General features: G+C 59.6%; 12 protein-coding genes. 6 read left to right on the forward strand and 6 right to left on the reverse strand.

Annotated elements, in window-relative coordinates; genetic code table 11:
- The first annotated feature begins 67 nt into the window (after positions 1-67).
- From Enr8_RS01380 to Enr8_RS26375, 4 genes are all read left to right on the forward strand, one after another.
- Positions 68-526 (forward strand): hypothetical protein, encoded by a 459-nt coding sequence (locus tag Enr8_RS01380; RefSeq protein ID WP_146428829.1) that lies wholly within the window; start codon positions 68-70, stop codon positions 524-526.
- Positions 523-1,563, forward strand: coding sequence for an extracellular solute-binding protein (locus tag Enr8_RS01385; protein ID WP_146428830.1), 1,041 nt, complete (start codon positions 523-525; stop codon positions 1,561-1,563). Before Enr8_RS01380 ends, Enr8_RS01385 begins: the two co-directional genes overlap by 4 nt.
- A 93-nt stretch (positions 1,564-1,656) precedes the next feature.
- On the forward strand, positions 1,657-2,100 hold the full coding sequence (locus tag Enr8_RS26370; protein ID WP_186767372.1) for a DUF2254 family protein: 444 nt from the start codon (positions 1,657-1,659) through the stop codon (positions 2,098-2,100).
- Positions 2,097-2,543, forward strand: coding sequence for a DUF2254 family protein (locus Enr8_RS26375; RefSeq protein WP_146428832.1), 447 nt, complete (start codon positions 2,097-2,099; stop codon positions 2,541-2,543). The genes Enr8_RS26370 and Enr8_RS26375 overlap by 4 nt, the downstream gene beginning before the upstream one ends.
- On the opposite strand, the gene Enr8_RS01400 is transcribed toward Enr8_RS26375, so the two are convergent.
- The 5 genes from Enr8_RS01400 to Enr8_RS01420 form a co-directional block, all read right to left on the reverse strand.
- A complete protein-coding gene (locus tag Enr8_RS01400; RefSeq protein WP_146428833.1) occupies positions 2,540-3,106 on the reverse strand; it encodes a pyridoxamine 5'-phosphate oxidase family protein in 567 nt (188 codons plus the stop codon). The genes Enr8_RS26375 and Enr8_RS01400 overlap by 4 nt on opposite strands.
- A gap of 84 nt (positions 3,107-3,190) precedes the next feature.
- On the reverse strand, positions 3,191-5,872 hold the full coding sequence (locus Enr8_RS01405) for a site-2 protease family protein (protein ID WP_146428834.1): 2,682 nt from the start codon (positions 5,870-5,872) through the stop codon (positions 3,191-3,193).
- A gap of 110 nt (positions 5,873-5,982) precedes the next feature.
- A complete protein-coding gene (locus Enr8_RS01410) occupies positions 5,983-6,348 on the reverse strand; it encodes a hypothetical protein (protein ID WP_146428835.1) in 366 nt (121 codons plus the stop codon).
- Between the two features lie 17 nt (positions 6,349-6,365).
- The gene (locus Enr8_RS01415) at positions 6,366-6,677 is read right to left on the reverse strand and encodes a hypothetical protein (RefSeq protein ID WP_146428836.1); all 312 of its coding nucleotides are present in this window, start codon (positions 6,675-6,677) and stop codon (positions 6,366-6,368) included.
- 8 nt (positions 6,678-6,685) lie between these two features.
- The gene (locus Enr8_RS01420) at positions 6,686-7,015 is read right to left on the reverse strand and encodes a hypothetical protein (RefSeq protein ID WP_146428837.1); all 330 of its coding nucleotides are present in this window, start codon (positions 7,013-7,015) and stop codon (positions 6,686-6,688) included.
- 248 nt (positions 7,016-7,263) lie between these two features.
- Here Enr8_RS01420 and Enr8_RS01425 point away from each other — a divergent pair, with 248 nt between their 5' ends.
- Both Enr8_RS01425 and Enr8_RS01430 read left to right on the forward strand, forming a co-directional pair.
- Positions 7,264-7,668 (forward strand): hypothetical protein, encoded by a 405-nt coding sequence (locus Enr8_RS01425; RefSeq protein WP_146428838.1) that lies wholly within the window; start codon positions 7,264-7,266, stop codon positions 7,666-7,668.
- Positions 7,669-7,805: 137 nt separating this feature from the next.
- Positions 7,806-10,889 (forward strand): PVC-type heme-binding CxxCH protein, encoded by a 3,084-nt coding sequence (locus tag Enr8_RS01430; protein ID WP_146428839.1) that lies wholly within the window; start codon positions 7,806-7,808, stop codon positions 10,887-10,889.
- A 6-nt stretch (positions 10,890-10,895) separates the two neighbouring features.
- Here the strand turns inward: Enr8_RS01430 and Enr8_RS01435 are convergent, their stop codons facing one another.
- Complete coding sequence (locus Enr8_RS01435; protein ID WP_146428840.1) at positions 10,896-11,795, reverse strand: GGDEF domain-containing protein; 900 nt, start codon at positions 11,793-11,795, stop codon at positions 10,896-10,898.
- Positions 11,796-11,838 lie beyond the last annotated feature (43 nt).

Here is an 11,838-nt window from a genome sequence, read left to right on the forward strand (position 1 = left end):
ATGGCCCGGCAGAATTTATCGGGGTTACGTGCTATTCTAGACCGAAACCCTTTTGTTCGCAGGATTAATGTCCGACTCGATGTCTTCCGCCGCCGATTCGATCATCCGTCGCCCTTGGTCCCACGCCGTTGCGGGGGCAGTAGCGCTGTTGGGGGCGCTTGTGTGCGGGTTCGATTGGCCGCAATTTCCGCAAAACCTGCAACATCTAACGGCGGCCGGGCTGTTTGCCTGGGGGATTGCGGCAATTTTTTTGCTGGTCGTCGCGGCAGGACACTTTCGAGTCGCCATCCTTGATTGGCAAGGTTTGCAAGGGCCAGCGGCCTATGAACGGCGTAACGCCAATCTCTGGATCGTCTCGCAAGCAATCGCGCTGGCGTTGGTCGGCGTGATGATGCTATTGGGCCGCAATTCCGTGCTGTTAATGGCCGATCAAAATTTGATTCTCGCCGCCCTATCGACTTGTTGCCTGGTATCGCTGGTCGTCTGGGCAATGCGGAGAGCGGCGCTCGGGACGGAGACGACATGAGTCAGAGAGAGCGGAAAGTGGAAAGCGGAATACGGACAAGTTGGTTGGCGGTCGCTTTGCTGCTGCTGACCGGCTGCCGCTTCGGCTCTAGCGACGAAGCGGTCGTCTATGTGGCGCTCGATCGCGAGTTCTCGGAACCCCACTTTTTCGACTTTGAAGAAGTGACCGGCGTTACGATTGCCCCCAAGTACGATACCGAAGCGAACAAGACGGTCGGCCTGACCGCCGCGCTGCTGGCCGAGAAAGAACGCCCGCGGTGCGACGTCTTTTGGAACAACGAAGTCCTCAACACGTTACGGCTAGAGAAGGCGGGCCTGCTCGACGCCTACATTCCGCCCAACGCGGAAGACTTTCCGCAAGAGTTTCGCTCGCCAGATGGAACGTGGTACGGTTTCGCCAGCCGGGCTCGGGTGTTGCTGGTCAACACCGACCTGGTGAAAGAGGAAGACTTTCCGACGTCGATCCAGGATCTGGTCGACCCCAAGTGGAAAGGACAGTGCGGGTTCGCCAAGCCGCTGTTTGGCACAACGGCGACGCATGCGGCGGTGTTATTCTCGGTCTGGGAAGCGGACAAGGCGGAAGCGTTTTTCACGCAGCTGAAAGAGAATGGTCGGATGTTTCCCGGTAACAAGCAAGTCGCCGTCGCCGTTGGCAGCGGACAAATTGCGTTTGGCTGGACCGATACCGACGACGCGAAAGGAGAGCTGCGGAGCGGTGCGCCGGTGGCGATCGTTTACCCCGATCAAGCGGAAGGAGAGTTGGGGACGTTGTTCATCCCCAATACGCTGGCGATCTTGCGTGGTTGCCCCCATCCCGAGGCGGCCCGCAAGTTGGTCGACTTCTTGCTGCAGCCGCAAGTCGAAACTGCCCTGGCGGCTGGCCCCAGCGCCCAGATTCCGCTGAACGCGAAAGTCGCCGCCCCGGCGAGCATCGAAACGCCGCAGACCAAGCGGGCGATGCAGGTCGATTTTCGCGCGGCGGCCGACAAGTGGGATGAAGCGGCGAGCTACTTAACTCCATTGTTCTTGACCCAATAACCTCGCCAGGCTCAGAGCGTAGATCTTCGCGGCTCGCAAAATAACGACTTACGTCGCTATTTTGGGATCGCATCCCTGCGATCTCGCAGTCCGTTGAGAAAATCAACGGACTGCTATGACTTGAATGCGTCGATCGAGCGGCTCTATCCAGAAGAAATCGGTCATGCTCACTCCAAGGGCGCAACGCCAGTCGAAGCGGAGTTGGAGAAATTTCATCGCGATACGGCCATTGTCGACACGAATGGGGAAGGGTACTTGCAGGGAATCGACATGTCGACGTTGCTCTCGATCGCCAAGTCGCAAGATGTGACGATCGAACTGCGTAAACGGCCCGGCGACTTTATCACGAACGGCGACCTTTTCGCCGTCGTCGGTCCGGCCAATAAGGTGGATGAGGAAGTGCTGCACTCCATTCGCGAGACCTTGATCATCGGCGCCAACCGCACGCCGCGGCAGGATGTGAACTGCGCGGTTCACGAGTTAGTGCAGGTGGCGATTCGCGTCCTTTCGCCGGGCATCACTCTTTCACGGCGATGAACAGCATCGATCGTTTGGGTGCTGCGATGTGCCGCTTGGCGCTGCGCGAGATTCCTTCCGCGTTCCGCAATGATGCCGACGGAAACCTGCGTGTGATTGCACGACCGTGTGAGTTCCCCGAGGTGCTCGGCGCCGCATTCAATCAGATCCGGCAGTGCGGCGCCACCAGCGGCGCCGCTACGCTGCGACTGCTGGAAGCGTTGTCAACGATCGCCGCACGTGTGTCGCGCGACGAAGACAAGCAAGCGATTGAAGAGCACTTGCAGTTGATCGATAAGGCGTCACGCAAGTATTTTGGTGACGAAGCCGCCCTGGACGTGATCTTGAAACAGATCGAGCGGACGCGTCAGCGGATGACCAGCGAGCCGGAAGAGGCGCAGGACGACGAGCGTGAAGAGAGTGACGAACCAGACGACGTACCGACCGGCGGCGCCAACGGCTAGTCCGCCGTCGCGCCCTCGAAGTTGTCGAGCCCCTTCAGTCCATCCAGGCTAGTCGTGTTGTTCTCGCGACGATAGTCGACCATTCCTTGCGGTCCTTTTTGCACGCTGTAATCGATCAAGGTCGAACGTTCTTCGACGAACTCGTACTTCGGCACCGCGAAGCCGCACGAATCGGCGATCCGCGAGACGTGAATCCGGACAATCGAACGTGTGCCGGGCGTATGCGGGAACAACTCGCGAAGCGACGCAAAGTCGGCATGGTCGGGCTCCAGCGGTTCGGCCTGACCATAGAGCCGCAAGATGTTGGGCGGGCCTTCAAACGCACAGAACATCACCGTGATGCGACCATTCTCTTTGGCGTGCGCGATCGTCTCGATACCGCTGCCGGTTAGGTCGAGATAGGCGACCGTTTTCTCATCCAAGATCCGAAACGAGTCGAGCCCCTTCGGCGACAGGTTGATCAGCCCGTCTGCGGCCAGCGGGGCCGTGGCGACAAAAAACAGCTTTTGCTTACGGATGAACTGAGCGACTCGATCGTCGATCGTTTCGTAGACCTTACCCATCGGCGTTCCTTCATGGATTAAGACGTAGTGCGACGTACAGGTTTGGATGCCGGCAGAGCGGAAAAGGTTCGCCGGCAGCGAGCGTCAAAACTCATCCCAGTGGTTCCAGGGGAGCACGTCGTATTTGGTATCGGCGCAGTCGTGTCGCTCAAACCAGTCGGCCAGTTGGGTGAGCAGTTTTTCTGGATGTCTCGTATCTGCCTCGAGCAGAAGGAGCAGCCCCGTCGTTTCGCCATAGATGTAGGTCATCGGAGGGTTGTTCCAGTCAAACTCCTGCGGCTCGGCGACCTGGCCCAGAATCGCGGCGGCCTCGATCAGCCGTTCTTCCTCGGGTTGCATCTGGCGGGGCGATTCTCCGTCGATCAGCTCCGGAAAGAAATCTTCTTCCCGCTCGATCATCGCTTCGGCATGCGCAAAATGCGCTGCCAACAGGTTTCTCATCGCCGGTTCTTCAACGCTCGCAAGCCGCTCGGCGACGACCTTGGGCCGCTGTCCGGCTTGATGGGCGTCGAGCTTTTCGAGGAGCTCCTCCAGCTTTTCGGTTCCTTCTTCAAGAATAACTTCGCTCATCTCGGCTTGCATTTGGAGCGTTTCGGGATCGGTGAACTGAATGACCTGCAACTCTTGGTACTGCTGGCGAGCCTCCTTCCATTGCCGCCGCTGCTCGTCGGTGGCCGCATCCCACGCCGGATCCCAGGGGGGCATGATTTGCAGGAAAGCGGGAAACGCCTGGTATGAACGGACGTCCTCCAGCATTTCTTCCGCGCCGTTGCTGGTGACGGCGATCGTCATGACGCGCAGCACCGCCCCTTCCGTCGAAGAAGGGAAGGGCTCGCCGCCGGCCGCTTTCAGTTGTTCGGTCACGTTGTCGACGGCCTCTCCGGCGGCGGTGGTGACAAATAGCGTTGGGCCAATCTGCTGCACGCGGAGCGGATGCTCCGATTTTGAGAGCTTGTCGTACTCGGCGTCGGCGATCGCCTGATCGGCAAAGTGAGTTGTAATCGTGACCGGCTTGGCGTCCGCGGCCAGCGGAGCGGTCTCGGTCTGCCGCTGCGAGTCGGCGTCGTAGACGGTCGTGGGCTGCGCCGCCGCCATGTTGAAGAAGTCGCTCAGGTTGGCGTCGCGACCGATAAAGATGACCGCCGTCAACACCAGGCACATGAAAAGCGAACCGAAATAGAACATCCCCATCGCAATCGTGACCAGCGCGCCGGGCGCTTTGGCGTTGAGCGACTCGAAGATCGAGTAAACGTTCTGGGCGACGATCTTGGGATGCAGCGGTTCAGGGAAATTGGCCTGCACGTCGTCGATTACCGTGATCGCCTCTTCGCGAGGAATCGATTTGCCGTCGGGCGAAACCGCCGCAAAGCCTTCGCCCCGCAGCCGTTCGACCGCCGCGGCGATCCGATAGGCGACCGGCAGCGCCATTCCCATCGCGATGGCGATAAAGCCAAAGACGTACGAGCCTGTCCCCAGGGTGATCAACGCGAGCATCCCAATCGCAGCGCCGCGAAACGCCACATCGAGAAAGCGATGCCGACAAAAGAGAATCGCCTGCCAGAAGGCGCCGCCGTCGAGCGGCAAGATCGGCAGCATGTTCAGCCCGTTGATCAACAGGGCCGCAAACGCCAATTGAAACTTCCAGTCGGCCGGCTGCAAGAGTCCCCAGATGCCAATCGCCCCGCCGACCACGATACCGGGGACCGGACCAGCCATCGAGACGATTCCTTTCTTCCACCCGGCGACGTTCAGATGGCGGCCGCTGACCGCCGCGCCAAAGAACGGAATGAAGAACATCTTCGTATCGCGATAGCCGAACAGCTTCATCGCGAGAAAGTGTCCCGCTTCATGAAACAACAGCACTGGCGCCAAGAGCAACAGCGCCGTCCAATCTTGTTGCCAACCGATCGCCGCCGCGAACAGCCCAAACGAGATCACCAGCATGAGGATCGACGAGACGATGCTCGACTGATTCTTCTCAAGCTTGTCGAGTTCCGCGAAGACGTCACGATACTCGGGGCTTTCTTCCAGCGGCGCTAGCTCGCGGATTTCCTCCGGGTCTTCCCCATTGGTTGGCGGCGACGAACTGCCGACGCCGTAAAGCGGGGTCGGGCGATCAAACACGCCCCGCTCGACATGAAACGCGATTAACTGTTCGTGCTGCTGATGGATGTAGTGAATCAGATCTTCGCGGGAATAGAGCTCGCGAATGGCCCGCATGTTCTCGGCCAGGCGGGCCTGATGACGGTCCCACAGTTGTTCTAGCGTTTTTTTAGGGCCACAGCGCTCAATGAAAAAATTTTCAGGAGCAAGCATGTCGGGCTTGCCGCCAAAGGTGATCAGGGTCGAGCCATCGGCCAGCGGCGTCTCGATCTGCCGCGTCAAAAAGTCGAGCGTCTGCGCCGGTTGCCGCCAGATGCGATATTGAACCCGGGCGACATACTTGCCGGTTTCGTGCAGCATGGTGACGCGATAAATCGTCGTGTTATGCGTCGACAACATCAGCTCGTGCCGAACCTGTTGCCGAAAGCCTAGCGTCTCGAGCGTTTGCAATTCTGGCGCGAGTTTCGCCTCGATATTTGCCGGAAACGGGCGATCGGTCACAAATTCGTCGAGCGAATCGACCGCTGGATCGTCGGTCGAACTGGCGATGTTAATGCCAAACGCCTTGATCGCCCAGGCCAACGGCATTAGTAGCAAAGGCGTGCCGAACGCATATTCGCGCAAAGAAATGCGGGAACTATTCAGCTGAAAAACGTTCGCCATCGCCGCAACCTCGCCCTGTCGCCATGCGGAAAAGAAAGAGAAGGCCCGAAGTATTTCATGATCCGGGAGGCGAGTCAACTTTTTCGCGACGGAGAAGGGCCGGCGGTCCATTAATTTTTGGGGACGGGCGAAACTGGGGCGCGTTGCAAGCGAATCGGATTAGACGCAGGCGGCCCTTGCGGATCGTCAATCAGTCGCACTGGCTGAACCGCCCGGGCTCGCAAGCCGGAAACCATCCGAGCGTCGAGCTCAATCAGTGGCCAGTAAAGCGCACAAAGCGTTTCGCCGGTCTGCTGTCGTTCGGCCGACCAGGTTGGCTCGGTGAAGTAGTAGAAGTCCCAGCCATATTCCTCGGCGGTCTGCATGCCGGTGCGGGAGAGGTAGAGAAACGTGCCGAGGTAGATCAGGATGAACGCCAGGACGATGACGATGGCGCCAGCGCGAAGATACGAACGTACTGAGTAGGGCTTGTCCACAGCGATCGGCAAATAAGTTAGTGCGGTTGAGGCGGATCGATGCGAGATAGGTATCGCATTAGCGCGGCCCCAGGACGGCGTCCTGTGACCAGCTGCGCGTCAAACTCGATCATCGGCCAGTAAAACTGACAAAGCTGTAGGTGGCGGCGTTCTCCTTCTTCGGTGAGCGGATCGGCGAAGTAGTACCCGTCGAGCTCGAGGGCAGATTCGTCGTAGCCAATGTAGGAGATGACGTAGAACGAGCCGACATAGATCGCCAGCAGTAGCCCGAGAATCGCCAGTGCGCCCACGCGGAGATAGCCAGTTCGAGTTGCTGTTACCGTATCCATGGCGTCCGTCAAGGAGTGACAAACCAATCCTTGCCAGCGTTGACGTCGACGCAACTTAGCATCTGGTTGAGCGTTTCGCCGGGGCGCCGGCCGGAGACGAATCGGTAGTCGATTTCGATCAAGGGAAAATAGACGCGACAGAGCAGCACATGGCGTTCCGAGCCCTCGGTCGTCATGGGATCGGCAAAGTAGTAACCACTGGCGCTGAAGGGCGGCGGCTCTGGTTTGGTGTAGCTAGAGAGGTAGCCAAACGAGCCGATATAGAACATCAGCAGAAACAGGAGCAGCCCCAGGGCAAGGCCGGCAGAAGAAATGGGCCGAGTCGGTCGATTGTGCATGGCAAACAAATCCTGACCGAAGGAAAACGTCATGAAAGAAGCCGACGTACCTTAGTCTAAATCTTTTTCGCCTTGAAAGCGAAGCGAATTGCCGGTGAATTTGACTGGAAATGGCTGCCTAACCGAAACGCCGCCAAGTCACTATATTAAGAGGCACGCGCGATCCTTGGTTTCTCTCCTTCGATTGCCCGGCGCGGCTGGGCTGATTTCTGGGGATTGCGCGCGTTTGCCAGGAAAAGGAGCGTTCGATGAGCATGTCAGTATATCCCGCGTTCAATCCCGAACTGACCGGCGTCCAGTTCGAGGCCGAGGGGAAGCTGCTGTTCGACGAGTTTGAAATGCTCGACGCCATCGCCGAGACGATCGAGTCTCCTTGGTTCAGCTCGTTTGGCGACGATCGACCGATTCCGGAAGATTTTGATGGGGACGAAGACGATCTCGAAGAGGCGCTCGGTCCGTGGGACGAATGGTATTCGGCCCAGGATGGTTTGGCGATGGTCGTCGGGCTGATCGATGCGATCGCCGAAGAGCCAGACTTCGCCGATCAGCTGAATGAGCCGCAAGAGGTGATCGCCGAATTGGAAGCGATGAAGGTGTGCCTGGAGGCGGCGATCGAGCAGGGGGCGAAATTTCGCCTGGAACTAGCGCCGTAATGGCGGATCGAGGCAGCTTGTGGGCCATGGCGGCTGGAAAAGGGGTCGGAGATTTCTCGTGACATCTAAATCCCCCTCCTCTATACTGCGAGGGAGCGTAACTGTCACCTGAATTCCTTTCCCGCCTTGTGACCGCCATGCCGAAACCTCCCGCCTTTGCTCCCTATCTGCTGCTGCTCGTTTTGTTTGGATCGCTCGCTTCCTTCGCGCTTGCGGAGGAGACGCCAGCCGATCTAGAGAAGAAAAAACGTTCTCTGGCGACCGCCGAGAACGAAGCGGTTCGCGAGCATATTCGCAACTTCGCCGGCCGTGGCGCCACAGGCGACTTCTCGATTCCGGCGCTCGAGCCGCTCGAGGCCGAGAAGAAGTTCGTCACGCCCGACGACGTCACGGTGAAGTTGGCGCTGGCCGAGCCTGAGGTTCGTCAGCCGGTCTGCATCAATTTTGACGAGCGCGGCCGGATGTGGGTGGTGCAGTATCTGCAGTATCCGTTTCCGGCAGGGCTGAAGGTGGTGAAATACGACGAGCACCTGCGGGCGGTCTTTGACAAAGTGCCGCCGGCGCCCCCGCACCATGATCACGGCGCCGACAAAATTACGATCCATGAAGATACCGATGGCGACGGCGTCTATGACAAACAAAAGACGTTTGTCGACGGCCTGAACATCGCCACCAGTGCGCTGCCCGGCCGAGGGGGCGTTTGGGTGATGAACCCGCCTTACTTGCTGTTCTATCCCGACCAGGATCAGAACGATGTGCCGGACGGCGATCCCGAAGTTCACCTAGCTGGCTTCGGTATGGCTGACACCCATGCGGTCGCCAACAGTTTGACCTGGGGACCGGATGGTTGGCTGTATGGCGCCCAGGGAAGCACCTGTTGGGCGACGGTGACGTTGCCGCGCAATCCCGATCACCCTTCCGTCCATTTCAAAGGGCAGGGGATCTGGCGCTATCATCCGGCCAAGAACAAGTTTGAAGTCTTCGCCGAAGGGGGCGGCAATACGTTCGCTGTTGAGTTCGACGCCCAGGGACGCGTTTTCTCGGGGCATAACGGCGGCAACACACGCGGCTTTCACTACGTGCAGGGAGGCTACTACTGGAAGTCGTGGGGCAAGCATGGTCCACTGACGAACCCGTATGCCTACGGCTTTTTCGAGCAGATGGGACATGCCGCAGCCGAACGTTTCAGCCATACGCTGGTCCGGTACGAAAGCGATACGTTGCCGCCGCGCTACCAGGGGCGATTGATCGCGCCGGTTCCGCTACATAACTACGTCGCGGTTTCGAAGATGTCGCCTGACGGTTCGACCTGGAAGACCGAAGATGAGCTGAAGGTGATGCAGACTGACGACGTCTGGTTTCGCCCGGTCGATATCAAGGTGGGGCCTGACGGTTGCGTCTATGTCGTCGACTGGTGCGACACGCGGCTGACGCACGTTGATCCACGCGATACGTGGGATCGAGCGCGAGGCCGAATCTGGCGGATTCAGCCCAACGAGTACCCACAGCAAACGCCGTTTGATCTGCGCGAGTTGTCGACGGCCGAGTTGATGGAGAAGCTCGAAAGTCCGAACAAGTTGGTCCGCCAATTGACGCAGCGGATGATCTACGAACATGGCGATCCGGCGGTTGCAGCGAGCCTCATCGAGAAGTTGCCGAGCCTCAATGGGCAGCTTGCATTGGAGTACCTGTGGGCGATTCATGGTCTCAAAAAATACAACGACCAGGCGGCCAAGATTGCGCTCAGCCATGCTGACCCATATGTCCGCGTCTGGGGCACCCGTCTCTTGACGCCGGAGTTAGCCCAGAGCTTTGCCGAGCAACTCTACCAATTGGCGGAACAGGAGACCGACGTCGAGGTTTGCAGCCAGTTGGCCTGCACGGCGAAACGGATCCCCGGCGTCGTGGGACTCGAGACCGCTGTCCGTCTGGCGAGGCGTGACGACCTGGCCGCTGATCCGCACATTCCGCTGCTGACCTGGTGGGCGATTGAGGGGCATGCCAATGATTCGTCGCTCGACGTTGGCGGAATCGCCCAGGAGTTGCAAGCGACCAAGATCGGCGGCGACGTCGTGTTGCCGAAGCTGGCCCAGCGTTTGGCGGCGGAACCGACCGAGCCGCACCTGTTGGAACTGGCCGAGCTGTTGAAGCAAACCGAGGCGCCGGCCCGGCGCGGCAAGATGCTGACGGCGATTGATGACGCGTTCGCTGGACGCAAGATCGAAGCGATGCCAGCCCAGCTGCGCGAAGCGATCGTCGCCTCGGCCAGCGGAGACTCGCCAGCCCAAATGGCGCTGCTAGTCCGGGCGGGGCGGAAAGAAGCGGAAACGAAGGCGATCGCCCTGGTCGAAAATGAAAAGGCGAAGCTCGATCAGCGGATCAAGCTGGCGCAACTGCTTGGACAGGTCGGTTCGCCCGCAGCGAAAGACGCCCTGTTGCGGGTGGCGATGTCGGCCGCGTCGGCGGAAATGCGCATTGCGGCGACCGGCGGCTTGCGACAGTTCGCCGAGCCGGAGATTGCGGCGGCGCTGGTGGCCCGTTATCCCTACGAAACCGAAACGGTTCAAGGGGCGATCATCGACCTGACGGCGGGCCGGGCCGCTTCGGCAACGGCATTGATTGCGGCGATTGAACGCGAGGAGATTCCGCGTTCGGCAGTGGCGGTCGACCTGGTCGAGAACTTGAAGCTACATGGCGACGAGAAGCTGAATGCGCGAATTAGCAAGCTGTGGGGAGCGACCCGCGCGACGCCGGACGAACTGGCGAAACAGCTGGAGCAGACGGCGACCATCCTGAAGACCGGATCGGGCGATCCGGCGCATGGGGCGGTGCTGTTCAAAAAGACGTGCGCGACGTGCCACAAATTGCATGGCGACGGCGCCGCGATCGGTCCTGACCTGACCGGGTACGAGCGGAAGAATCTCGACTACATGTTGCTGTCAATCGTCGACCCCAGCGCCGCGATTCGCGAAGAGTACACCAACTTCCGCGTCTTGCTGGTCGACGGTCGAGTCTTGTCGGGCTTCGTACGAGAACAGGACGACAAGACGATCACGCTGCAAAACGCCGAGAATCCGGCGCTAGTGATTCCTCGCGATGATATCGACGAAGGCCCGCTGGCGGTCGACAAGTCGTTGATGCCTGACCGGTTGCTCAGCGACATGACGGCGACGCAGATTCGCGATCTGTTCGCCTATCTGCAAAGCGACAAGGCGCCATAGTCGGCGCTACACGACATGATACGCAACGCCATCTTTGGCGTTGCGTTTGACGTCGTACATCAACTGATCGGCGCCATGCAGCAGCGAGTCGGCGTCGGGCTCCGGCTTGTGATAGACGGCCACCCCGATGCTGAAGGTGACCGGACAACTCTCGGTCGCCATCGCTTCGCTCAGTCGCGACCGGACGCGGTCGATAACGATCTGAGCCTGCTCTGCGGTCGCTTCCGGCAAGAGTAGGGCGAACTCGTCGCCGCCAAGTCGCGCGACGACGTCCATATCGCGAATGCTCTGGCAGAGGATCTTTGCGACCGTCTTCAGCAGGCGATCGCCAGCGCGGTGTCCAAGCGTGTCGTTGACATGTTTGAAGTTGTCGCAGTCGATGAACGCCACCGTCAGCGGCGACTTGGTGCGACGGCAGCGGGCCGCTTCGCGCTCGGCGGTGTCGTTAAACGCCGCGGTGTTCAGTAGCCCGGTCAAGGAGTCGATTCGAGCGAACAGTCGTTCCCGTTCGTAGGCGCCGCGCAGTCGCGTGACGACCGAAAGGACGACCAGGAAGAAGCAGACGTGCACCGCGGTCTGCCAGATTTCAGTCATCGTCACGCCTGGCGACGCCGATTGCAGGAAGAACGCGTCATCGACGATCCAGGCTATCGAGCAAACGATCGCCAGCGTGACCGCGGTTTGTAAACTGGCGACCCAGCAAACCGCCACCACAAACGGCAAACACAGAGCGGCGATGGGAAACTCGTTTCCCAAAGCAATATCCGCGGCGGAAATCGCCAGGCAGAAGATGGACGCCATCAGAATCGTCAACTGACGGTGAGCGGCGCAAACGTCCAGCAAACGCTCCGCCTGGGATGGTCGTAGCGATTGCAGCGAAGGGGCGTCGATGTCGAACGGGCGCATGAGGATCGAAAGCCGTGTAGCCGGGAGTTCATGTAACGCGCAA

It is taken from the genome of Blastopirellula retiformator, assembly GCF_007859755.1.
Classification (GTDB): Bacteria; Planctomycetota; Planctomycetia; order Pirellulales; family Pirellulaceae; genus Blastopirellula; species Blastopirellula retiformator.

What these genes read in the sequence shown, in the direction of transcription:
- Enr8_RS01415 (WP_146428836.1), bottom strand. Translation starts at nt 6,677, where the DNA reads ATGGATACGGTAACAGCAACTCGAACTGGCTATCTCCGCGTGGGCGCA.
- Enr8_RS01400 (WP_146428833.1), bottom strand. Translation starts at nt 3,106, where the DNA reads ATGGGTAAGGTCTACGAAACGATCGACGATCGAGTCGCTCAGTTCATC.
- Enr8_RS01385 (WP_146428830.1), top strand. Translation starts at nt 523, where the DNA reads ATGAGTCAGAGAGAGCGGAAAGTGGAAAGCGGAATACGGACAAGTTGG.
- Enr8_RS01425 (WP_146428838.1), top strand. Translation starts at nt 7,264, where the DNA reads ATGAGCATGTCAGTATATCCCGCGTTCAATCCCGAACTGACCGGCGTC.
- Enr8_RS01420 (WP_146428837.1), bottom strand. Translation starts at nt 7,015, where the DNA reads ATGCACAATCGACCGACTCGGCCCATTTCTTCTGCCGGCCTTGCCCTG.
- Enr8_RS01435 (WP_146428840.1), bottom strand. Translation starts at nt 11,795, where the DNA reads ATGCGCCCGTTCGACATCGACGCCCCTTCGCTGCAATCGCTACGACCA.
- Enr8_RS26375 (WP_146428832.1), top strand. Translation starts at nt 2,097, where the DNA reads ATGAACAGCATCGATCGTTTGGGTGCTGCGATGTGCCGCTTGGCGCTG.
- Enr8_RS01405 (WP_146428834.1), bottom strand. Translation starts at nt 5,872, where the DNA reads ATGGCGAACGTTTTTCAGCTGAATAGTTCCCGCATTTCTTTGCGCGAA.
- Enr8_RS01430 (WP_146428839.1), top strand. Translation starts at nt 7,806, where the DNA reads ATGCCGAAACCTCCCGCCTTTGCTCCCTATCTGCTGCTGCTCGTTTTG.
- Enr8_RS01380 (WP_146428829.1), top strand. Translation starts at nt 68, where the DNA reads ATGTCCGACTCGATGTCTTCCGCCGCCGATTCGATCATCCGTCGCCCT.